At 51.2% G+C, this 21220-nt stretch carries 15 protein-coding genes; all 15 read right to left on the minus strand.

Translation table 11 applies throughout. From position 1 onward, the window contains the following. Nucleotides 1-25 precede the first annotated feature (25 nt). Nucleotides 26-1915: an asparagine synthase (glutamine-hydrolyzing) gene (gene asnB, locus T456_RS0117980; RefSeq protein ID WP_024867384.1), complete on the minus strand. Its 1890-nt coding sequence runs from the start codon at nt 1913-1915 to the stop codon at nt 26-28. 68 nt (nt 1916-1983) lie between these two features. Further along, nucleotides 1984-2745: a hypothetical protein gene (locus T456_RS0117985; protein ID WP_024867385.1), complete on the minus strand. Its 762-nt coding sequence runs from the start codon at nt 2743-2745 to the stop codon at nt 1984-1986. A gap of 11 nt (nt 2746-2756) precedes the next feature. After that, nucleotides 2757-3875, minus strand: a complete 1119-nt coding sequence (locus tag T456_RS0117990; RefSeq protein ID WP_024867386.1) for a glycosyltransferase — start codon at nt 3873-3875, stop codon at nt 2757-2759. Next, nucleotides 3876-4811: a methionyl-tRNA formyltransferase gene (locus tag T456_RS0117995; protein WP_024867387.1), complete on the minus strand. Its 936-nt coding sequence runs from the start codon at nt 4809-4811 to the stop codon at nt 3876-3878. It lies immediately after the preceding gene. Next, nucleotides 4811-6100 carry a glycosyltransferase gene (locus tag T456_RS0118000; RefSeq protein ID WP_024867388.1) on the minus strand — a complete coding sequence of 430 codons (1290 nt, stop codon included), beginning with the start codon at nt 6098-6100 and terminating at the stop codon, nt 4811-4813. The genes T456_RS0117995 and T456_RS0118000 overlap by 1 nt, the downstream gene beginning before the upstream one ends. After that, nucleotides 6100-7545 carry a glycosyltransferase gene (locus T456_RS20675; protein WP_024867389.1) on the minus strand — a complete coding sequence of 482 codons (1446 nt, stop codon included), beginning with the start codon at nt 7543-7545 and terminating at the stop codon, nt 6100-6102. The genes T456_RS0118000 and T456_RS20675 overlap by 1 nt, the downstream gene beginning before the upstream one ends. A gap of 75 nt (nt 7546-7620) precedes the next feature. Next, nucleotides 7621-8367, minus strand: a complete 747-nt coding sequence (locus T456_RS0118010; protein ID WP_024867390.1) for a DUF2334 domain-containing protein — start codon at nt 8365-8367, stop codon at nt 7621-7623. After that, nucleotides 8367-9341, minus strand: coding sequence for an SDR family oxidoreductase (locus T456_RS0118015; RefSeq protein ID WP_024867391.1), 975 nt, complete (start codon nt 9339-9341; stop codon nt 8367-8369). Before T456_RS0118015 ends, T456_RS0118010 begins: the two co-directional genes overlap by 1 nt. An 89-nt stretch (nt 9342-9430) precedes the next feature. Further along, complete coding sequence (locus tag T456_RS0118020; RefSeq protein ID WP_024867392.1) at nt 9431-10747, minus strand: nucleotide sugar dehydrogenase; 1317 nt, start codon at nt 10745-10747, stop codon at nt 9431-9433. A gap of 22 nt (nt 10748-10769) precedes the next feature. Further along, nucleotides 10770-11870, minus strand: coding sequence for a glycosyltransferase family 4 protein (locus T456_RS0118025; protein ID WP_024867393.1), 1101 nt, complete (start codon nt 11868-11870; stop codon nt 10770-10772). Further along, nucleotides 11867-13681: an HAD-IA family hydrolase gene (locus T456_RS21690; protein ID WP_024867394.1), complete on the minus strand. Its 1815-nt coding sequence runs from the start codon at nt 13679-13681 to the stop codon at nt 11867-11869. The genes T456_RS0118025 and T456_RS21690 overlap by 4 nt, the downstream gene beginning before the upstream one ends. Before the next feature lie 151 nt (nt 13682-13832). Continuing rightward, nucleotides 13833-14477 (minus strand): sugar transferase, encoded by a 645-nt coding sequence (locus tag T456_RS20685; RefSeq protein WP_035802295.1) that lies wholly within the window; start codon nt 14475-14477, stop codon nt 13833-13835. A 775-nt stretch (nt 14478-15252) separates the two neighbouring features. Continuing rightward, nucleotides 15253-16524, minus strand: coding sequence for a DegT/DnrJ/EryC1/StrS family aminotransferase (locus T456_RS0118040; protein WP_024867395.1), 1272 nt, complete (start codon nt 16522-16524; stop codon nt 15253-15255). Nucleotides 16525-16605: 81 nt separating this feature from the next. Continuing rightward, nucleotides 16606-18549: a polysaccharide biosynthesis protein gene (locus tag T456_RS0118045; RefSeq protein WP_024867396.1), complete on the minus strand. Its 1944-nt coding sequence runs from the start codon at nt 18547-18549 to the stop codon at nt 16606-16608. Further along, a complete protein-coding gene (locus T456_RS0118050) occupies nt 18546-21215 on the minus strand; it encodes an O-antigen ligase family protein (protein ID WP_024867397.1) in 2670 nt (889 codons plus the stop codon). Before T456_RS0118050 ends, T456_RS0118045 begins: the two co-directional genes overlap by 4 nt. Between the last annotated feature and the right edge of the window lie 5 nt (nt 21216-21220).

A 21220-nucleotide genomic window follows, 5' to 3' on the forward strand; every position in this document is an offset into this window, starting at 1 on the left:
GTGATCTGCGCGGCACCTTCCGTCTCTACAGCATCCTATAGTAGCTGTACCACTGTTGGAAAATGAAGAAGGACCAGGCGATCTTGCTGAAATTCGCTCCGGTGCCGGGGCCGCCATCCCCCTTCATGATATAGTCATTTATAAACTTCGGCACATATTCCTCATGGAAAAGACCCTGCTGCTTAAGGAAGGCTGTGCTGCTGTAGTCAAGAAGCGCCTCCTTCAACGGGCCGCGGAGCCACTCATCCATGGGAACTCCAAAGCCGGTCTTTGGCCTCTCCAAAAGCTCTTTTGGAATATAGTCATAGGCGATATCCTTTAGGATGTGCTTCTTGTCCCCTTTGTAGTACTTGAACCTGTGGGGGATCCTGAAGGAATACTCCATGACCTCGGTGTCCATGATGGGGCATCTGTTTTCCAGGGAGTACTTCATGGAAGCCCTGTCCATCTTCACCAGGATATCCTCGGGAAGATAGGTGTCCATGTCAAGAAGCATGCGCCTTACCTGGAAGTTATTTACTTCGTACCTGCTCTCATAGGGGTAGAGAATAGAGTCGTCAAAAGACTCATCACCTGTCACAAAGGCTGCTGCAGCCTTAAGGTATCCGTCCGCCACCAGCTGGGTCTTGGTCTCCGGATTACTGTTTGCAGCCAGAACCTTTACCTTAGTGGGCATTCTGTCTATGAGCCTGCCGCTACCTACAGGGATCTGACCAAGGGCATGTGCTATGGCTCCCGGAACCTCCAGTTTCTGGGCCAGGGCCACGTTGTCATACACATTGTAACCGCAGAAGAACTCATCTCCTCCGTCTCCCGAAAGGGCTACGGTCACATCCTTCTTGGCCAGCTTGCTTACCAGCATTGAAGGGATCTGAGAGTTGTCTGCGAAGGGTTCGTCGTAATATTGAGGGATGCTGCTCACAAGGTCGAACATCTCTTTCTCCGAGATGTAGAGCTCCGTGTGGTCAGTTCCCAGGTACTTCGCTATCTCTTTTGCATACTCAGCTTCGTTGTACCTTGGCACGTCAAAGCCTATGCAGAAGGTCTTCACCGGCTTATCGGAAAACTCCTGGGCCATTGCCGTTACCAGCGAAGAATCATAGCCTCCCGAAAGGAAGGTTCCCAGGGGCACATCGGCTATCATCCTGCTCACAACGGACTTCCGAAGCCTGCCCTTAAGGCCCTCTTTGGCTTCCTCGTAGCTCGTTACGGGGTCCGCCGCCATCTTGTGGTAGACGTCCTTGATATCCCAGTACTTCCACTTCCTGATCTCGCCCTGATGGAACTTAAGAATACCGCCGGCCTCCAGCTTGTACACATCCTTGAAGATGGTGTCGGGAGCCGTTATGTACTGCTGATAGAGGAACCTGGAAAGAAGGTCCTGCCTGATCTCTCCCTTAAAGCCCGGGCACTTCATGATAGGCTTAAGTTCTGAGGCAAAGACGAGATTGCCGTCCTCAAGCCAGTAGAAAAGAGGTTTCTTGCCTATCCTGTCCCTTATAAGGTAGACATCTTCGGTCTTTCTGTCATAAAGAGCTATGGCGAACATGCCGTGAATGTGGTCCACCATGTCAATGCCCCACTTAAGGTAGGCAGCAATGATGACCTCGGTGTCGCAGGAGGACTTAAAGGAATAGTACTTCATCTCCTCCTTAAGTTCCAGGAAGTTGTAGATCTCGCCGTTAAATACCACGGAAATCCGCCCGTCCTGTGAATGCATGGGCTGATGTCCCAGCGGGGAAAGATCCAGAATCGCAAGCCTTCGTTGTGCAAAACCAACAATATAGTCACTCTGCCCCACAAAGACTTCTTCTCCGTGATCATCCGGTCCCCTGTGGTACATGGTGTCGTTCATGATGCGGAGCTGCTCCTGAGTTATTCTTTTTTTAGATACGTATCCGCAGATTCCGCACATGTATGTTGTCTCCGGTGATGTCGCTTAATGTTGTTTCAGGCCGCGGCCTTGTTGCGCTGACGCCTGCTTCAGATCTCGATGGGCAGCTTTTCGAAGTTGTCCCTTAAAGGTCCGAAGTCCTTGCACTCGTTGTCGATGGAATCGATCATCTCGATGTACTTCTCGTTGACCAGTGTCTTATAGTTATCCAGGTTGTCGTATCCCTTCTTGGTCCAGGCGAAGGGATGTGTCAGGATCTGGATCTTGTCGTATTTCTCGATGGTTTCCTCGTCGGGGTAACCATAACGCCAGATATGATTGGCATCTGACATGTACTTGACCTCAAGATCTGACTCGGGAGTAGCCTTGGGATCAAAGGTAAAGAAATCATCCTGATAGGCGTTGAGGATTCCGGGAAGTTTGATGTTCTCCTCAAGTACGTGAGGTGAGGGTCTGTGGATCGAGAAGGAATTGATCTCAAATCCCAGCATGTCGCTGAGCATATCCATCTCCTGTTTTATCCTCTCCCTGATAAGGTTCATGTCTGTCATGCCGTTAAGGGCAAAGTGAAGACCGATGATCTGGCCTCTCTCATGCATGTCTGTGAGGATGTCCCTGTTCTTTCTTGAGAGGATGTTGTAGGAATTGTTGGTCCACTGGAAAAAGAATGTAGACCTCATATCCATGCTCTCCTCAACCTTGGACAGAGCATAGGCTCTCTCAACAGAGTACTCAACGTCGTGGCGCATGATGATGAACTCGCTCTTGTTCTTGGCCTCTTCGTATGTGCAATAACGTCCGCTTTCTTTTATCACTCTAAGTATTTCCCTGTAATCGTCGTATGAAAACATGTGTTATTCTCCTATTTCTTCTTATGCTCTGCGATGACCTTGTCCAGGTAATCTCTCCACTGAACAAATACAGCTTCGCCGTTTGTTATCTCTTCTATCTTCGCTGCCTCTTTTCCCAGGTTCTTTGCAAGTTCCGGGTTCTCGATGAGCTTAAGCAGCCCCTCTGCCATGGCATCTGCATCCTTGATGGGGACAAGGAGACCGTTCTTGCCGTCTGTCATAACGGTCCTGGGGCCGCCGCAGGGACAATCCGTGGCAACGCAGGGCATTCCCATGGCCATTGCCTCAAGAAGGGAATTGGGAAGCCCCTCCCAGTCTGAGGAGAAGGCGTAAACCTCGCCCTTTGGTATCTCTTTTTCCAGTTCGTCCGAGCCGCCCATAAGGAGGATAAAGTCCTCGGCGTGGTTCTCTGCAATTATCTTCTCAAGGATCTCCCTGGTTCCGTCAAAGGAATCCGGGCCGTAGATCTTGAGCTTGTACTCCGGGTGCTTCTCATGAACCTTGAGGAAAGCTTCGCACAGCATGGGCTGATTCTTGAAGTCCACAAGCCTTGCGTGGTGCATGACGGTCTTTTCTTTAACCGCCGGGTGCTCTACGCCGAAGTACTTGGGGTTTACCGGGTTCAGGATGATGGTTGAATTCTCCTGAAGGTAGGGCTTAAAGAACTCCTTCTGGCCGGTGGTCTGGAAAACGCAGCCCGCAGCCCTGGGGAACAGCCATTTTATCTGCACCTTGTCGGAGAAGGCGTCGTAGTGTCCCACCGGGTCTGTACGGATTGAGATGACTACCGGGATGTCGGTGCTTTTTTTGCCCGCTGCCATAAGTGCGCGGTAGTTGGCTCTCTGAGCGAAAGCCACCAAAACATCCGGGTGATACTCCTTTATAAATTCCTTGAGGTATTTGACCCTGAGGAAGAACTTGGTTATGCGGTTCTTCTTCTCATTGCCCTCGCGAAGGCCCACGTGAACCCTGGTGACGCGCTCGTCAAGCTCGAACTCATCCTCGTCCTGCCACTCAGTGGCCACATATACCTTGATGCCCTCCGCGGCGAACTGATTGGCCAGGTTGGACACAACTCTCTCTGCGCCGCCCTTTACAAGGCAGTTTAAGTGAAATGCAATACTATCCATTTATTTAAGCACCATTCCTGTAGAGAGCTCAACTTCGCTCTCGTACTTGTCTATCAAAAGTGAACCGTCAACGGTCCTTACAACGGGCTTTCCGTCGAACACGTCCAGGATCTCTCCCGGGGCATAGGCCGAAAAATCCATCATCTCATCGAAGGGATGTGCCTGCCACACGGTAACTTTGCGTGACTCATCCTCCTCGTCTGCGTAGCAGAAGGCTCCCGGGAAGGGCGCAGCCACGCCTCTTATCAGGTTGTAGATGTTCCTGGTCCTGTCGTGGAAATCGATCTTGCCATCTGCCGCTGTACGTTTATTGTACCACGAATCAAAGTCTTTGGAATCTGTGTGTATCTCAACATGCCCCTTCTCCATGTAAGTGGTAAGGAGCTTTCTGATGAGGTTCTTGGAGCAGATCATGTTCTTGTACTGAGCTGTCCTGATGTCGTCGTGCTCATTGATCTGGAACATCTCGGTGGCAAAGACGTTGGGGCTGTCTGCTTTCTCGTCGTATTTAAAGAGGTTTAAGTTAAACCTGGTGTCTCCAAGGATCATGGACCAGTTGAGGGGCGAGCGGCCTCTTCCGAAGGGGAGATAACCGCAGTTTCCGTGGAACCCGAAGATTCCCTCCCTGAAACAGTCGAGAACCTCCTTGGGGATGAGCCTCTGCCAGCCCATTACGATACCGATGTCGAAGGTGTTCTCCTTCATGAAGGCAGTGGTCTTATCGTCCTTGAGGAAATAGCTGTCTGCCTCAAATACCGGGATCCCGTATTTCTCTGTCATGACTGAAAGGCCCTTAAATCCAGAGACCTGGTTGTGCTCAAGAACCTTGGGCGCGATGGTGATGATAAGGTCCACCTTGCAGATCTTTTTCTCGATAAATTCTATGATGTTCTCCGATGTATCTTTTACACCAAAAACAACTACTTTGTAATGCATTATTCGTACCTCTTCAAAATCTCATGTATGCTGCCGGCGTACTTCTCGGGAGTATAGAAAAGAGCTCTCTCGTAGGCCTTGTCGGCGTAGGACTTCATAAGTTCCTCGTCGTCAAGCATTCTTGATATCTCTTTTGCCAGCATCTTCTCGCCCTCGGTTACTACGTTCGGGTCGAAGTTCTCGTTTTCGTCCATATCGGGAACCAGAATGCCAAAGCTTCCCTGAATGGGCTCTTTAGGGCTGCTGCCGTCCGGAATATCGGTTATCAGCTTGTTGTACTCATCGTCGGAGAGAAGGATCTCTCTTGGCCCGGTCTTGCAGTCTGCGCTGATAACGGGCTTATGAAGGGCCATGGCCTCCAGCACCGCATTGGGAAATCCCTCGTGATTGGAGCTGCAAACGTAGAGGTCTGCCGCCGCAACATAGGGGAAGGGGTTCTTGCGAAGCCCCGGGAAAGCAACTTTGTCCTCTATTCCAAGGTCCTTGGCAAGTTTATTGTACTTGTCCCAGTTTCCGGCTCCAAGTACTACCAGACGCACCTCCGGATGGGTCTTGGCCACAATGGCCACAGCCTTCACAAGGTGCCAGATGCCCTTGATATAGTCGTTGCGGGCCATGTCGGCGATGACCTTGATTTTGGGCTCTGCTTCGGGCGCAGGTGTGGCTTCCGGGGTTGCCTCTGCTTTGGGCGCAGGTGTGGACTCCGGGGTGGTCCCTTGACTCCGGCCACGGGAACCAAAAGGAAAGTCGTCGATGGGCTCGGTACCTTTCTTCTGCACGTCTGTAACGTCCAGCGGGTTGTAGATGTAGGTGCTGCGCTCGTAGTCAAAGTCTGCCTTGAGCTGCCGCACTATCTCTCTTGAGCAGGACAGCACCTGTGTGGACCTGCTGCAGAAGAGCCTTACCTGCCTGGGGTTCTCCATATCGGTCTGGCAGCGAAGTCCCGTGAGGACACGCTCCTTGCCCTTGGACAGTGTATTTACGTAGTTGGCACTGCCGCCAAAGCTGTAAGAAATGTCAATCTTAAGGTCCTTCTTGATCTTGCGGGTCTTGCGGACTCTTTTAAACACATTGATGACCTTGTTCACAACGCCCTTTTTGGCGGGCACATCAATGTCGATCACCTCAAGCCCCGTGATATCAAAGTTGATGTCCTTGGAGCTGAAGATGAGAATATATACGTTGTAGTAATCCTGCATGAGACGGGCCGTCTTGATGCAGACCCTCTCAAATCCGCCCTGGTGCAGCATTGGCACCATTAGCATCAGGTTCTTTTTACCATTATCCATTAAAATCTTCCTCTGCTGTAGAAAAGAGCCATCATTCTGGCCTGTGACTTTACGTCAAAGCCCGCGCCCTTGAGCTTGCCCTGGATATATTCGCTGCTCTGGGCCCTGTCGCCGATGGAATACTCTATGAGTTTGTGCCTGGGTTTTGCCACCTCCGAAGGCACATTTACCGTATCAAAGCCGGTGTCCTTGTCAAGAAGGTCGATATCAGGCTGGTCGTCGGTCTCAAACACACTCTCCCTGCGCTCTCCCGCGATCACGGTGAAGGTCTGGTTGACCCTTATCTCCTCTTCAAGAGGATCAATCTGATAGTCCTCGCGCAGTGTCAGATCCTCCAGGATCTTTCTTGCCCAGTCTCTGGCCTCGGAGTTTATGCTCATCATGGAAACCAGCTCCGTTACGTTGACCTCAGGTGTCACCGCATCAGACACAAGACACTGAAGTCCTGCTGCCTGAGCCTCGATTACGCTGCCGGGAAGCCCCTCATATCTTGAAGGGAAGCAGAAATAATCCATGGCCTGGTAGTAATCGCTGGCATTGCTCTTATTTCCCGCAAAAATGCATCTGTCGTAGATATGGAGCTTATCCGCAAGCTTCTTCATGTCCTCCATAAGGGGGCCCTTTCCAAGCATCAAAAGCCGCACCCTCATGCCGTGCATCATGCTGTACTGATTAAGATCGTCGTTATCAAGAAGCCTGCACACCTGTGCAAAGACATTCAAAAGGAACTCGTGGTTCTTGGCGTACCTGAAACTCCCCACATGCCCGATAACAAGGGCATTGGATACTCCAAGCTCTTCCCTTATCTTGTTCCTCACCGCCTCGTTGTAGGCGAATTTCTTAAGGTCGATGGCATTGGGAATGACCTTCACCAGCCCCTTGTCAGTGAGATCCTGGCCAAACACCGAGATCCCGGCTTCCCTTGAGCAGGCAAAGTTATAGTCCGTAATGCCCTCCTTGTGAAGGGGCGTGCGCAGAAACCTTGTGGCAAGGCCCTTTATGCCATTGTCCACTCCCGCGCTCCTGGCATGGGCGATACAGATGGGGATCCCCGCCTTTTTGGCTATGGGAAGATAGATGGCCGCGGTGCTGGTCATGTGCCCCTGGACCACCTTCCACTCATTCTGGTGCTGGGCGAAAAACTTCTTGATGGCCGCCTTGTAGTCGCCCATATTTGTGCCAACGAACTTCGGAAGGCAGAAAATCCGGCCTCCCAGCTTATACACGCTATTATCAAAATAGTCCGGCTCGCGAACTGCCATCAGTTCATCGGAAGTCGGACTCTTTTTTCCCGTTTTTTCTGCCGGATAGTGCACAAGAAAATCAAACTGTATCCTGTCCCTGTCCATGTTTCTGTATAGATCGATTATGCGGCACTCGGCACCGCCAACCCCCAGTCCGCCAAGCACGTGAAGCACGCGGATCTGTCCGTATCCTTCTTCCATACCTTAATCCTCTTAGGTCCTAAGGAGTTACCGCTAGCGGTGGATTCCTTAGGACGGCTCTTAATTTCCCAAACTCTATTTTTTTATTAGTTTCCTTGCCTGCACAGCCAGGTACTTGGCCCTTGCCACGCAGTACCGGGAAACCTCCCCAAGAAGCGTCCTGTCCTCAACGTCCAGGCGCTTGTACTCTGAAAACGAAACCACCTCTGCCCTGTCGAAAAGCTTCTCAAAGTCCTCAAAATCCGCTTCCTTCATGGTGTTGGTGTGATATACGAAGGTAACGATGCCATCCTTTTTGCTCTTTAAGGAGGCCGCCCTGCTCACTGAGATCGGGTAAAAGACAAGTCCATGAGACCGGAAAGGCCCCGTTCCAAAGCCATCGGTAAGACCGTAAAAGCCATTCTCCTTAAGGACCTTCAGGGTATTCATGTCAAAGGAATGAGAAGGCGCCATAAAGAGGTCGGTCTCAATCCCGTGCTCCTCGAGGATGCGCTTACCTTCCTTTATCATCTCCTCCTGTCTCTTATAGGAGACGCCTGCAAACTCGGACTTTCCTCCAATCGGGAAAAGACCCGGCGAAGAAGTGGTATATACATGGCAAAAGCCGTGCATAGCCACTATCCAGCCCTGCTGCCTAAGCTCTTTTACATAGTTCCAGAAATCGGGGCGGTCATCGTCGATCTGCAGTTTCTTGTCTCTTACATCGGGCACCACTCCGATAAGGGGCTTGACCCCGTGCTTATCCAGGATTTCCTTGAAGCGAAGGAAATTCTCCCAGTTCATTCCCGGAGTGATGTCATCCAGTCTTATTGCGATACGCATTAGAGGTTTTCCTTGTACCACTCGATTGCGAGCTTGATGCCTGCCCTGAAATCAAAGGAAGGATCGTAGCCCAGGTTCTCTCTGGCCTTTGTGATGTCAGCGTTTGAATCCCTGATATCTCCTGCTCTTGGAGGTCCGAAATTAGGCTCAACGTCCATGCCAAGGGCCTCTGTAAGATGATGGTAAACGTCGATAAGGAACTCTCTTCCACCGGCGCCGATGTTGTAGGCCTCTCCTGCTGCCTCTGAAGAAGCAAGGCACGCACGAAGGTTGCCCTCGATAACATTGTCAACATATGTGAAATCACGGGACTGCTTGCCATCGCCGTTGATGGTAGGTGTCTCGCCGTTCATAAGCTGTTTGAGGAACTTGGGGATAACGGCTGCATATGCTCCGTTGGGATCCTGACGTCTTCCGAATACGTTGAAGTATCTAAGGCCGTAGGTATCAAGTCCATAGAGCTTCTTGTAAAGCTTGCCGTACTCCTCGTCTGTCTTCTTGGTGAGGGCATAGGGTGAAAGAACGTTGCCCTCCTGTCCCTCCTTCTTGGGAAGGGTTGTGGAATCACCGTAAACAGAGGAACTTGAGGCATAGACGAATTTCTTTACCCCGTTCTGTCTTGAAGCTTCCATCATGTTGAGGGTGCCCCTGATGTTGATCTCCTCGTACAAAAGAGGCATCTCGATACTGCGGGGAACGCTTCCCCAGGCAGCCTCATTGAGAACGAAGTCTACGCCCTTTGTGGCCTCCATGCAGGCATCCAGGTCCCTGATGTCCTTCTCGATAAAGGTGAACTTAGGGTTCTCCATGAAGGGCTGGATGTTCTCGATATGGCCTGTTGAGAGGTTATCCATGCATCTTACGGTGTAGCCCATGTTAAGAAGGGCCTCGCATATATTTGATCCGATAAAGCCGGCTCCGCCTGTAACAAGAAAGACGGAATCTGCCGGGAATTTAAGTTCTGTATAGCTCATAAAATCATCTCCTTAAACAAGGAAGTTCTGCTCTCGCTTCGCTCGCCAGAACACGCGCGCACTAGGCTCAACAAAACTTCGCCAAGTGCTTACAGCCTCCAATAATCAAAATCGGGAGCCTTGAAGTCGTTCATATCATAGATTCCCTTAAGGTCAAGGAATACCTTGGTCTTGTGAGCGGGATTAAAGAATCCTGCGATATCTGAAGGCTTGTAATCCTTGAAGTCCTCGTGAGCCACAGCCACGATGACAGCATCCATATCTTTTACCGCATCAAGAGAGTCGAACTCGATGCCGTAGAGTCTTTTGGCCTCTGCTGCGTCAGCCTGGGGATCAACAACCACGGGCTTAATGCCGTACTCGCCCAGTTCGTTGTAAATATCGATGACCTTGGTGTTTCTGGTATCAGGGCAGTTTTCCTTGAAGGTGAAGCCCAGGATAGCTACCTTTGCATTCTTGACAGGGATGTCGGCTGCGATCAGGTTCTTGACGCAGGACTCTGCAATGTACTTGCCCATGTCGTCGTTGATGCGGCGGCCTGAAAGAATGATCTGTGAGTGATAGCCAAGCTCCTCAGCCTTATAGGTCAGATAGTAAGGGTCAACACCGATGCAGTGTCCGCCAACCAGGCCCGGGAAGAACTTAAGGAAGTTCCACTTTGTGCCTGCTGCCTCAAGAACGCTCTTGGTGTCGATGTCCATCTTGTGGAAGATCATGGACAGCTCGTTCATGAAAGCGATGTTGATATCACGCTGTGAATTCTCGATAACCTTTGCAGCCTCGGCAACCTTGATGGACTGAGCCTTGTATACGCCTGCAAGAGCCACCAGCTCGTAAACCTTGGCAACTGTATCCAGGGTCTCCTCATCCATACCGGAAACGATCTTTGTGATGGTATCAAGCCTGTGAACCTTGTCACCGGGGTTGATACGCTCTGGTGAATATCCGATCTTGAAGTCTACTCCGCACTTAAGGCCTGACTCCTGCTCCAGAATGGGAACGCAGATGTCCTCTGTAACTCCGGGATAAACCGTTGACTCGTAAACAACAACACTGCCCTTTGTCAGGTACTTGCCCAGTGTGTGGCTTGCGCCCTCAACCGGGGAAAGATCCGGTGTGTGGTCATCGTTAACAGGTGTGGGAACAGCAACCACATGGAACTTGCACTCCCTGAGCTTCTCAGGGTCAGCAGTGAACTCAACGGTAGTGTTCTTGATGGCCTCGTCGCCCACTTCTCTTGTGGGGTCGATGCCCTGCTTGTAAAGAGCCACCTTCTCGGCGTTGAAATCATAGCCCACAACCTTGATCTTCTTGGCATAGGCAACGGCGATGGGCATTCCAACGTAGCCCAGGCCTACAAGTGACAGTTTCTCTTCTCCGGAAAGGAGCTTCTCATATAAATCCATTATGTTTCCTCCAGATAATTCTTTATTCTGTAATCTGTTTTATCTCATTAATATACGTCAATATTATACTACGTCTGTCAAACTTCTGCTCAACCAGTCTCCGTGCGGCTTTGCCCATTTCTCTTCTTTGGGCCTCATCCTTTTCCATGAATGTAAAAAGAGCCTTCACCAAAGCCTTTGTACTCCTTGGTTCAAAGAGGATTCCGGACACTCCATCCTCCACTATTTCACGGCATCCGCTGATGTTTGACGCGATGACGGGCCTTGCCGTAGCCGAAGCCTCCATCAGTACATTTGACATTCCCTCGTGGTAGGAAGGATGAACTATGGCATCCGCCTCTCTTAGGTAAGGGTGAATATCCCGGGCAAAGGGGATCATCTTGAATTGGTGGGCCTTCTCTGCCTCTTTTACCCGTGCCTCATATGCATCGTCAAAGTAGCCTACAGCCGCAAAAGACACCTTCCCGGGATACTTCTCATGCAGTATCTTCGCAGCTTCCAGGTACTCGTCCATGCCCTTTTCCTTCATGATCCTGCCGATATAAAGGAACCTGGTGATGTCATCCTTGTGCCCCGGATACTCCTCGGGATAGTGCTTATCAAGATTCACGCCGCTTCCGTTTACGGTAACGTGCTTTTTGGCCCTGATGCCGCAGTCCTCGAACTTTCTTCTGTTCTCCTCATTCTGGAAAAAGAGGCATCTGCAGCCCTTAAGGGCCACCTTATACATGGCGACTATGAGCTTTAAGAGGATCCCGCCCCGCTCGAAGGTGGTGCCAAGTCCCGTGACCGTTGAAATGTAGGGGACTTTCAGCCTTCTGCAGGCAAATCCACCGTAGATATTGGGCTTTATGGTATAGGTCAGGACGATATCAGGCTTTTCCCTTTTGATGAGAGCCTTGTAAGCCCGGTAAAGAGCCATGTCCTGAATTGGATTAACGCCTCTTCTGTTTATGTCCGTGTGAACGACCCTGAAACCCTCGTCTTTGATCTCCTTGACCTTGAGGTCGTCGGGAAGGCTGATGACTACTTCGTAGCCCTCCTCATCAAGGCCTGTCAGAATCTCATTTCGAAAGTCGTAGAGGCCGGCGGAGGAATTGGCAAGTATCAGAGCTTTCTTCATGATTCCTCCTTGTGGGCGGCGGCAGCGTCCGGCGTGCCAGCGCTTGCGGCTGCGGGGGTTGCGGCTGTGTTCGCGGCGGCGCCTGATGCGCCACTGCTCGCGGGCAGGCCGCAGAGCGCCTCGCATACCCCTTTTATGTCGTGGGGCGCAAAAAACGCCGACTCTTCATCTGTATAGTAAATTCCTTCGGGATTCTTAAAGTAAAGGCTCTTCATTCCAAGCTGCATGGAAGCTGCAAAGTCCTTGGTAATGTTGTCGCCCACATACATTATCTCTTCTGCCGGCAGCGCGAACCTCACCTGCATTATGCGGAAAGCAATGTCGCAGGGCTTTCTGAACCTTGATCCTCCAAGCTCGTCGGTGATGACGATCTCATCCACCATATCCCTTACACCAAGAGCATCGATCTTATTATTCTGCCCGTTGGGCCTTCCGTCAGTGATGATACCAAGCTTGATCCCTCTTGCTCTCAAGGTTTCAAGGGCCTTTTTCATCTCGGGATACATGGTGATCTCGGGCTTATGGGTTCTGTAGATATCAAGGGCCTTTTCTTTATCTTCGGGCCTGTTTATCTCAGATAAGAGTGCATCAATTGCAGGCTTGCCCTGTTCAAAAAGCTCATATAGCCTGTCTGCGTAAGCATCGTCTCCAAGGAATTTGGCAACCGCCTTGTAGCCGGACCTTACATATGCCCGCTCAGGATAAAGGGTGTCGTCCAGGTCGAAGATGACGGCCTTTACGGCGGCGGATACGACGCCGGTGCTCACAGAGTTATCTTCGGCGGCGCCGGTGTTTTCTGCGTTGCCGGACGCGGCCGCCTCTGTTGCCTCGGCGCCGGCCACGGCGAAGTTGCCCTCGTCAAGGCATACCGACTGGTCGAAGCGGCTGTAGATTGCGCCATCAGCTATTGCGGAATGGCGATATATCTTTTCCCCGGAAAGCATTATGAGTACGTACTCGGCGCTTCTTGCTCCCGCCTTCATTGACAGGGGCGCGCCTCCGCCGTATCTGGGGTTGATCTCTATGTAGTAGTCCTCTCCGGACTTTTCGTCTCTGATAAGCTGGATGGTGATGGGGCCGCGGGGACGGAACTTCTCGCAGATGGCCACTGCCTCTTTTACCATGGTCTCATCCATGAAGATCTGCGTCTTGAGGACTTCGCCGGCTCTCACCTGCAGGCGCTGCCTGGGCACGATGGAAATGGGGTTGCCGTCAAAATCGCAGAAAGCATCGATGGTGTACTCCTTTCCGGAAACAAAGGGCTGAATGATGTAGTCCTCGACCTGGCGGGCGTACATCTCAAGATCCTCGGCGTTTTCCACCTTGAAAGCATTGATGGAGCTGCTGCCGTCCTTAGGCTTGATGAACGCCGGGAAGCCGCCGTTGTAGGCCTTTACGTCGTTGACGGGCATTGGTGCCTTGAGGCCGCAGTCCACAAAGAACTGCGAGGTATTGTTCTTGTCGCGGCAGATCCTGATCTTGTCGGGGTCCGCGATGAGGACTTTAGTGCCGATGGCCTCGAACTTCTCACGGTTTTCGGAGAGCACCAAAAGATCCGTGTCGATGGTGGGGATCAGGAGGTCAATTTTGTCCTTACCGCAAATATCAAGGAGATTGTCTATGTATCCGGGGTCCTTCATGGCCACTACTTTCCTGGTAAAGTCGCAGTAAGCCAGCGCGGGAGCGGTTCCCGCCATGTCTGCCCCGTAAATCTTCAGTTTCCTGTCCAGAACCAGCGCGGCGCTGCGGAAAGCCTGCAAAAGCTCGATCCTGCGGCCTACGCCGGTAAAGAGAATTCTTATTTCACTCATGTTTATGTCCTTCGCTATTTCTTTTCCCTGGGTGTCTACCCGGCTCGCCACTTCATCGTGAGCGGCCTCACTTGCTGTCTTGCGGCTTGTCACTTCATTGCAAGCGGCCTCACTTGCTGTCTTGCGGCTCGCCACTTCATTGCAAGCGGCCTCACTTGCCGTCTTGCGGCTCGCTTCCCATGAATTCCTCCATGGTGGCTGAGGTGCCGGAGCTTATGCCCTTGTGTCCGAGGACTACGCCCACTGTGGCAAATAGGATCTTGAGGTCCCCAAGGAAGGTGATGTTATCTACGTATTTCACATCCCAGTCGAACTTCTCCTCCCAGGAGATGGAGTTTCGGCCGTTCACCTGGGCAAGCCCCGTAAATCCGGGTCGTACCTCGTGGCGGCGCTTCTGATGCTCGTTGTACCTGGGAAGGTATCTTACAAGGAGCGGGCGGGGGCCGACGATGGCCATGTCGCCTCTTATGATATTGATAAGCTCGGGGAGCTCGTCAATGCTGGTGCTTCGAAGTTTTTTTCCAAAGCCCGTGAGCCTCACCTCGTCGGGAAGCAGATTTCCGTCGGCATCCTTCTCATCGGTCATGGTGCGGAACTTGTACAGGTTGAATACCTTCTCGTTCCGGCCGGGCCTTGGCTGGCGAAACAGCACCGGGCTTCCGAGCTTCACCCTCACCAGAATTGCCGTTATGATGATGACGGGGCTCAGGACTATCAGTCCTACAAGCGCCAGAAGGAAATCGATGGGTCTTTTTATGAATTTTTCGTAGGGGCCTTTGGCCTTGTGATTGGTCATTAGTTATTCTCCTTTGTCCATGGGAGACATCTCAACCCCTATTCTACCATAAATTGCGCCGGTATCGACCCAAAAGAAGTGGTGAATGGATTCTACGTTTTATATCTCTTTATATCTTTTTATATCCTTTTATATCTCTTTATATCTTGTTAGTTTGTTTTATATCCTTTTATATCTTGCCGCAAGCCCACTATTCATCTACGTTTCAGACAACGCATCCACTTTACTGTGCGCTGGCGGTACATACGCATTTCTTGGCGGCGCCAGGCAATACTCTTTACTATGCGCTGCCGGTGCATCTCGTCGCCCCCCATGAGAATTCGCTATATTTTGACATCACCCTTATTTATAGCGAAAAAATAAGGGCTTTTTCGCTATTATTTGACATGACCCTAAATTATAGCGAGAGATTTCGCCTTTTTCGTCGCTATTATTTTAAGTCACCCCTAAAAATAGCGAAAATGGGCTGTTTTTGTCGCTATTTTTTGAGGTCATGCTGAAAAATAGCGAAACGCAGCTCCGGAGGCCGACAGCAATAGAGGCGGCCGGACGGGCCGGAGTGGCAGGCCGACGCCGGGCGATCGAGTAGGCTGACTCCTACTCGATTCTGCACACAGACATTCCGCACTTCGTGCTCCATGTCCTTACGACCGGCAAATGAATTTGTATGCAAGCATCCATTCGCTTGCCGGTCTTGTGCATCAAAAAGGGCGAAGCCGCCGCTTCGCCCGAAGAAAAATCAATTCATTATGGTCTTCCTGCCCTCGCAGGCCTCTTACTCAAAACACCTCTTCACGATCTCAATGATCACATCCTGCTGCTCGGGAGTCATCTTGTTGTCCGAAGGAAGACAAAGTCCCCTCTCAAAGATATCCAATCCCACATCCAAGACAGTGCCCTCGTCGATATAGGCGTTGCTCCTTGCTCTGCCGCTTCCGGCCTCGGTGATGAAAGGATTCATCCTGTAGATGGGCTGCAGGTGCATGGGCTTCCAGATGGGTCTGCCCTCTGCGTTGTATTTGGCAATCTCCTCAAGGATCTGTGTGGGGCAGCTCTTGCCGGGCTCGGCCACATAGAGAGCGTCCTTCTCGCCGCGAACCTGCCTGCACATGGCGTCCTTGTCGATGATGATGCAGGAGAGCCAGTAGTTGGGCTCGGATTTGTTAAGATCCATGGGATTCATGCTAACGGGAAGATCCTTGAATCCCTCTTTGTATCTCTCAAAGATGGCCTTCTTCTGGGCGATGTGCTCCTCAAGATGAGGGAGCTGGCCTCTGATAACGCCGGCGATCACATTGCTCATGCGATAGTTGTAGCCCATCTCCTCGTGCTGGTACCAGGGCGCGTCCTCTCTGGCCTGGGTGGACCACTTGCGGACCTTGTGCGCATCCTCGAGATTATTTGTCAGGAACATTCCGCCTGCGGATCCGGTGATTATCTTATTTCCGTTAAAAGAGATAACGCCGTAATCACCGAAGTTTCCGGTCTGCTTTCCTTCATAGGTGGCACCGAAGGACTCTGCGGCATCCTCCACGATAAGGGCTCCGTGACGGTCACAGATTTCTCTGATCTCACCAATCCTGCCGGGTGTGCCGTAAAGGTGAGCAACTACAACCAGCTTAACATCGGGATATATCTCGAAGGCCTTTTCCAGAGCTGCGGGGCTCATGTTCCAGGTCTCGTACTCGGTATCGATGAATACTGCTTCGCCGCCTTCGTAAGCCACAGGATTAACGGTGGCATCAAAGGTAAGGTCGGAGCAGAAGACTCTTTTCCCCTCAAGGACTCCCTTGGCGGTCTTGGGCTGGCCGTAGAGCCTCTCTCCCGCAAGCCTTATGGCAAGATGGAGAGCTGCGGTGCCGGAAGCAAGAGCGACGGCATCTTTGCAGCCAATCTTGGCGCATACAGCCTTCTCGGATTCATTTATGTTGGCGCCAACGGTAGACATCCAGTTGGTCTCGTAGGCTTCTTTTACGTATTCGATCTCCTCGCCGTGCATTGTGGGCGAAGAAAGCCACACCTTTTTCTCAAAGGGCTTGATTTCCATAATACAGTTCCTCCTGTATCAAATTTGGGCTTGATTGCACAGCCCGGTGCTATCAGGGCAATAGCCGTCGAGGAAAGCTTCTCACGTTCCTGTTGAATTGATAAGCTCTGAAGTCTTGGCCAGAGCCTCTTTTCTCTCCCTTGTCATGACGTATCTGTGAACATCGGGATGGTATGTTTCAACGATCTCCTTGACGATGTCGCGGATCTCGGGAGATTCCTCTCTTGCAGCCACGTTGAGTTTCTCAAGCTGGGAGAAGAATCGCATCTCGTCCATCTCGATGGGCTTTCCGATGTGGATCATCTTGTTGGCTGTGTCCTGGAGGCCTTCCTCGTCCATGAGCATCTCCTCGTAGAGTTTTTCGCCGGGACGAAGGCCTGTAAATTCGATCCTGATGTCCTCTCCAACCTTGTAGCCGGAAAGCTTGATGAGGTTCTCCGCAAGATCAAGGATCTTAACGGGCTCGCCCATATCAAGGACGAATATCTCGCCGCCCTTTGCAAAGGCTCCTGCCTGAAGCACAAGGGATACTGCTTCCGAAATGGTCATAAAATAACGAATGATATTAGGGTCTGTTACGGTAACGGGGCCGCCGGCTGCTATCTGCTTCTTGAAAAGCGGGATAACTGAGCCGTTGGAACCAAGGACGTTTCCGAATCTTACTGCAACAAACTCTGTATCATAGTGCTTGTCAAAGGTCTGAATTATCATCTCACAGATTCTCTTGCTGGCTCCCATGATATTGGTGGGGTTAACAGCTTTGTCCGTGGAGATCATAACGAACTTCTCGCAGCCGTTGGTGGCTGCTGCCATGGCAGTCTTGAAGGTTCCGAATACGTTGTTCTTGATGGCCTCTGTGGGGCTGTCCTCCATGAGAGGTACGTGCTTGTGGGCCGCTGCATGGTAGACGATCTCGGGCTTGTACTTTTCAAAGATGAGATTGATCCTTAAGGTGTTGCGCACCGAAGCGATGAGCACCACAAGGTCGAGGTCAGGATACTTAACCTTCAGCTCCTGCTGTATGTCGTAGGCATTATTCTCGTAGATATCAACGATGATAAGGCGCTTGGGCTTGTGGTCTGCGATCTGTCTGCAGAGCTCCGAGCCGATGGAGCCGCCACCGCCTGTGACCATGATGGTCTTGCCCTTTACGTAACCTGCGATGGAATCAATATCAACTGATATCGGATCTCTTCCAAGAAGGTCCTCTACCTCAACATCACGAAGTCTTGATACATTAACCTCGCCGTTTACCAGCTGATACATGCCGGGCAAAGAACGAAGCTTACAGTTGGTGTTCTTACAGATATCCAGGATCTTCTTGAGCTCCTGTCTGGATACTGAGGGGATCGCTACGATGATCTCATCGATGTCGTAGAGGTCCGCGCACTCAACGATCCTGTCTCTTCCGCCTACAACGCGGATTCCCTGGATATATCTTCCCCACTTGTTGGTGTCGTCATCGATGATACATTTGATGGACATTGTGGAGTAATTGCTGGTGATGATGTCTTTGATGATGATATTGGCGGCCTCTCCGGCACCGATGATCATCACGGCCTTGCTGTTATTGCGGTTTCCTGCCTGCTGCTTCATGCTCCTGAAAAATCTGTAGGAGAATCTGCTGACGAAGATTCCGGTGATAAGAAGGAAGGTGTACAGGAAATAATAACTCTGGGGAACAGGCTGGCTCTGGGACTTGAAGAACTGAAGTCCGATGGCGTTTATAACACCGGAGAGCACGCAGGCCATGACCAGGTTCTGCATCTCCTTCTCACCTGCGTAGGCCCACAGGCTGTCGTAGAGCTTGAACAGGTAGAAAATGGCGATGGTGATGATAATGTTAATGGGCAAAAAACCTGTGACGGGATCCAGGAAGTGTTCCGGAATACTGCTCACCTTGAACTCGTACCTCATGAGGATCGCCACGTAGCTGGCCCCGATAATGCAGAGGATATCGTAGATTATCAGTCCCACTCGCCTATAAAGTTTTTGGAAGTTAAAAGGTTCTTTTTTATTACTCATTTCTCTTTGATCCTATATGTCAGCGGTGCCAAAGACAGCATCAGCGCTATGGTCATAGGGTTACTGTACTGGAATACCCACTCTGAGATTCCTGCAACCGCAAAGCCGATAATGATGGCGCAGGTAACCAGTGAAAGGGGCTCTTCCTCTCTTTTTCTCAAATAATATCTGATGCCTGAAACCAGGGCGACAACAAGGGTTATCGCAAAAAGAATTCCCGTGGGAATGCCGTGGTCATGGGCAACCTGAATGTATGTGTTGTGGGCGTGGATGGCGATCTCTCCGTTGGGAAGAGGAACACCCATCTCATCGTGTCCCGTCATATTGAGCTGCTTTAAGTATGACTTAAAAATCGTGATCCTGCCATTGGAAATTACATCCAAAGGATTGGAGGTGTCAACGTAGTCCTCAAGCTCGTCGTGGACAACAGAGGCCACTTGGCTAAGAATCTCCGCCTCCGCGTTAGTCTTGCTAACCGCAGCCAGCAGGCCGTCGCCGGGCAGTACCGCATCGCCGGGGAGGTCGATGGCGCCGGTTCCCTGATTGGCGGGATTGTCCGGGCTCTCGTCATAAGGCCGTCCGTAGTCGTCGTAAAGCGGCGCACCGCTTGGGCCGTCATAGTTGTAGATATCAATGGGGTACTGATAAACTCCCACCTCTGCCCCGAGGATCTTGCTCATAAAGAGGTTTGCAAATCTCTCAACGCACATGAAGTTGGTGTTGTCCCAGTCTGCGCCGCCCCTTACGAACTCATCGGCATCGTCGATGGCGTAGTACACGGGGTCTGCTGCCATGGTGGGCAGTATCCTCTGCAAAGTAAAAGCTGCAGGGAAGCACAGCAAAACTGATAAAACCAGCACCGCCAGTATCCTTCCAAGCTGCCGTCTGTGGCAGGCCACCACTACGACCAGCACCAGAAGCGCTGTTCCCGCAATAGCTGCGTAGGCAGTCCTTGAAACGGTGAAGATGGCATAGGACATGATAAATCCAAAAAGAGTCATCTCCTTCCAGGCAGAAACGATAACTCCCCTAAGGTTAGTGCCCTTGGGAAGCGCCACCACCTTGACGATGAGCATCACCAGAGCCGCTGCCCCCATAAAGGTCAGATACTCGGCGGTCACCGTTACAGTGTGGAATATGAAGCCGAATCTTCCGCTGACATAGCCGGTAAAATACCTGTGAAGCCAGCTGAACATCAGCGAAATGGCAAAGTTCATCATAAGTCCTCCGGAGAGGATCTTGTAAAAGTCTTTCTTCTTGTTCCAGGAACCGATCCTGATATAGAAGGCCGTGTAAACAAGAGCAAGGTAAATGCCCCAGACCCTGGTGTTCCTGAATACGATCATGGCCACAAACAGCGCGATCAAAAGGATTCCGAACAGTGTTGGCCTAACGAGATGTATCTTTTCCCTGTGGGCAGGTGCCTCGTTCCTGTCACGGATCGCAATCACCGCAAGGCGCACCAGGTTAAGTGCCACCAGCCCCGCCAAAATGCCGATGATCACTGTAAGCATCAGCACCTTGTTGTGGAGGTCATACTCAAACTCCCCGAAGTACTTCCTGTGATAGTCAAAATATCTGTAGCCGTAAAGCCCGGCGCCGATAACCCACACCAGGTTGTAAATATTGAAAAACTCCTTCAAAGAGAAGGTAAACAGCAGCATCACAAGAAGCCATACCGTCAGCTGCCTCTCGGAAATGCTGTGATAAATATCGAAAAGATCGTTCATGTACTGTGAGCCGTACCAGATGGCCATGGCCATGGAGAACATGATGGCCAGATACTGGGCCCTGTCCTCGTTTCGAAGGCTCTGCCAGAAGGAAATCCCCACCTCATGCCGTATTGGCTTGTGGTTTATGGCGTAAAGCACGATAACTGCTGCCACCAGAAGTCCTATCTCATAGAAAATGATGTCCGTAGCCCTTGAATCAAAGACCTTAAGCGGGAACACCATGATCATCAGCGCTCCGAAAAACAGCACCGCTACCGGGTTTGCAACGCACCTTACGGTCTGCCACACAGTGACAATGCCGTCTTTTTCGGCATTCTTCCTGAAATATACCCTGGTCAAAAGACACATCACAAAAGCCACAGCTGCGATAATGCCTATGATCCCCAGAGAGCGCCCCTTTGAAAGCGGCAGCCTGTAATTATAGAAAGCCGCCATATGAAGCCCCTCTATGGGGTTGTAGTCGCAGGTAAGATTTCCAACGTATGCGGGCTGATCCGAAACCGTCTCAAACGCCACCTTATATTTGGACCTGCAGTCCACCATTTTAACCGCATATTTCTTGCCGACTTCAAGGTTTATGTCCATGGGAATGTTCACATACCCCGGAACCACGCACTCATTGGTGTCCCTGAATACCTTCAGCATCATTGCGCCGTTCTCGTCGTAGAGGATAGCTCCGATATACCGGCCCTTTTCAACCTCAGTAACATACACATCGACGGAGCTCAGCCTGTTGTACTGGGCTACAAACTCCTGCATGATCTTGCCACGCTCAAAGTTGATGTAATCCGACTCCGACACGATGGTGCCGCCGCCTGAAGTCTGTGTAACCGCGGTAAAGAGTCTGAATGGCCATATTGTCAAAATGCCTATCAGGGCAAATGCGATGATAACCGCCCTGACAGCCGTACTTTTACTGATTGTAGTTCTCATTCTCC

Source organism: Butyrivibrio sp. FCS014 (assembly GCF_000526935.1).
Taxonomy (GTDB): domain Bacteria; phylum Bacillota; class Clostridia; order Lachnospirales; family Lachnospiraceae; genus Butyrivibrio.

What these genes read in the sequence shown, in the direction of transcription:
- T456_RS0117990 (WP_024867386.1), bottom strand. Translation starts at nt 3,875, where the DNA reads ATGGATAGTATTGCATTTCACTTAAACTGCCTTGTAAAGGGCGGCGCA.
- T456_RS0118010 (WP_024867390.1), bottom strand. Translation starts at nt 8,367, where the DNA reads ATGCGTATCGCAATAAGACTGGATGACATCACTCCGGGAATGAACTGG.
- T456_RS0118025 (WP_024867393.1), bottom strand. Translation starts at nt 11,870, where the DNA reads ATGAAGAAAGCTCTGATACTTGCCAATTCCTCCGCCGGCCTCTACGAC.
- T456_RS0118020 (WP_024867392.1), bottom strand. Translation starts at nt 10,747, where the DNA reads ATGGATTTATATGAGAAGCTCCTTTCCGGAGAAGAGAAACTGTCACTT.
- T456_RS0118000 (WP_024867388.1), bottom strand. Translation starts at nt 6,100, where the DNA reads ATGGATAATGGTAAAAAGAACCTGATGCTAATGGTGCCAATGCTGCAC.
- T456_RS0118015 (WP_024867391.1), bottom strand. Translation starts at nt 9,341, where the DNA reads ATGAGCTATACAGAACTTAAATTCCCGGCAGATTCCGTCTTTCTTGTT.
- T456_RS21690 (WP_024867394.1), bottom strand. Translation starts at nt 13,681, where the DNA reads ATGAGTGAAATAAGAATTCTCTTTACCGGCGTAGGCCGCAGGATCGAG.
- T456_RS20685 (WP_035802295.1), bottom strand. Translation starts at nt 14,477, where the DNA reads ATGACCAATCACAAGGCCAAAGGCCCCTACGAAAAATTCATAAAAAGA.
- T456_RS0118040 (WP_024867395.1), bottom strand. Translation starts at nt 16,524, where the DNA reads ATGGAAATCAAGCCCTTTGAGAAAAAGGTGTGGCTTTCTTCGCCCACA.
- asnB (WP_024867384.1), bottom strand. Translation starts at nt 1,915, where the DNA reads ATGTGCGGAATCTGCGGATACGTATCTAAAAAAAGAATAACTCAGGAG.
- T456_RS0118045 (WP_024867396.1), bottom strand. Translation starts at nt 18,549, where the DNA reads ATGAGTAATAAAAAAGAACCTTTTAACTTCCAAAAACTTTATAGGCGA.
- T456_RS20675 (WP_024867389.1), bottom strand. Translation starts at nt 7,545, where the DNA reads ATGGAAGAAGGATACGGACAGATCCGCGTGCTTCACGTGCTTGGCGGA.
- T456_RS0117995 (WP_024867387.1), bottom strand. Translation starts at nt 4,811, where the DNA reads ATGCATTACAAAGTAGTTGTTTTTGGTGTAAAAGATACATCGGAGAAC.
- T456_RS0118050 (WP_024867397.1), bottom strand. Translation starts at nt 21,215, where the DNA reads ATGAGAACTACAATCAGTAAAAGTACGGCTGTCAGGGCGGTTATCATC.
- T456_RS0117985 (WP_024867385.1), bottom strand. Translation starts at nt 2,745, where the DNA reads ATGTTTTCATACGACGATTACAGGGAAATACTTAGAGTGATAAAAGAA.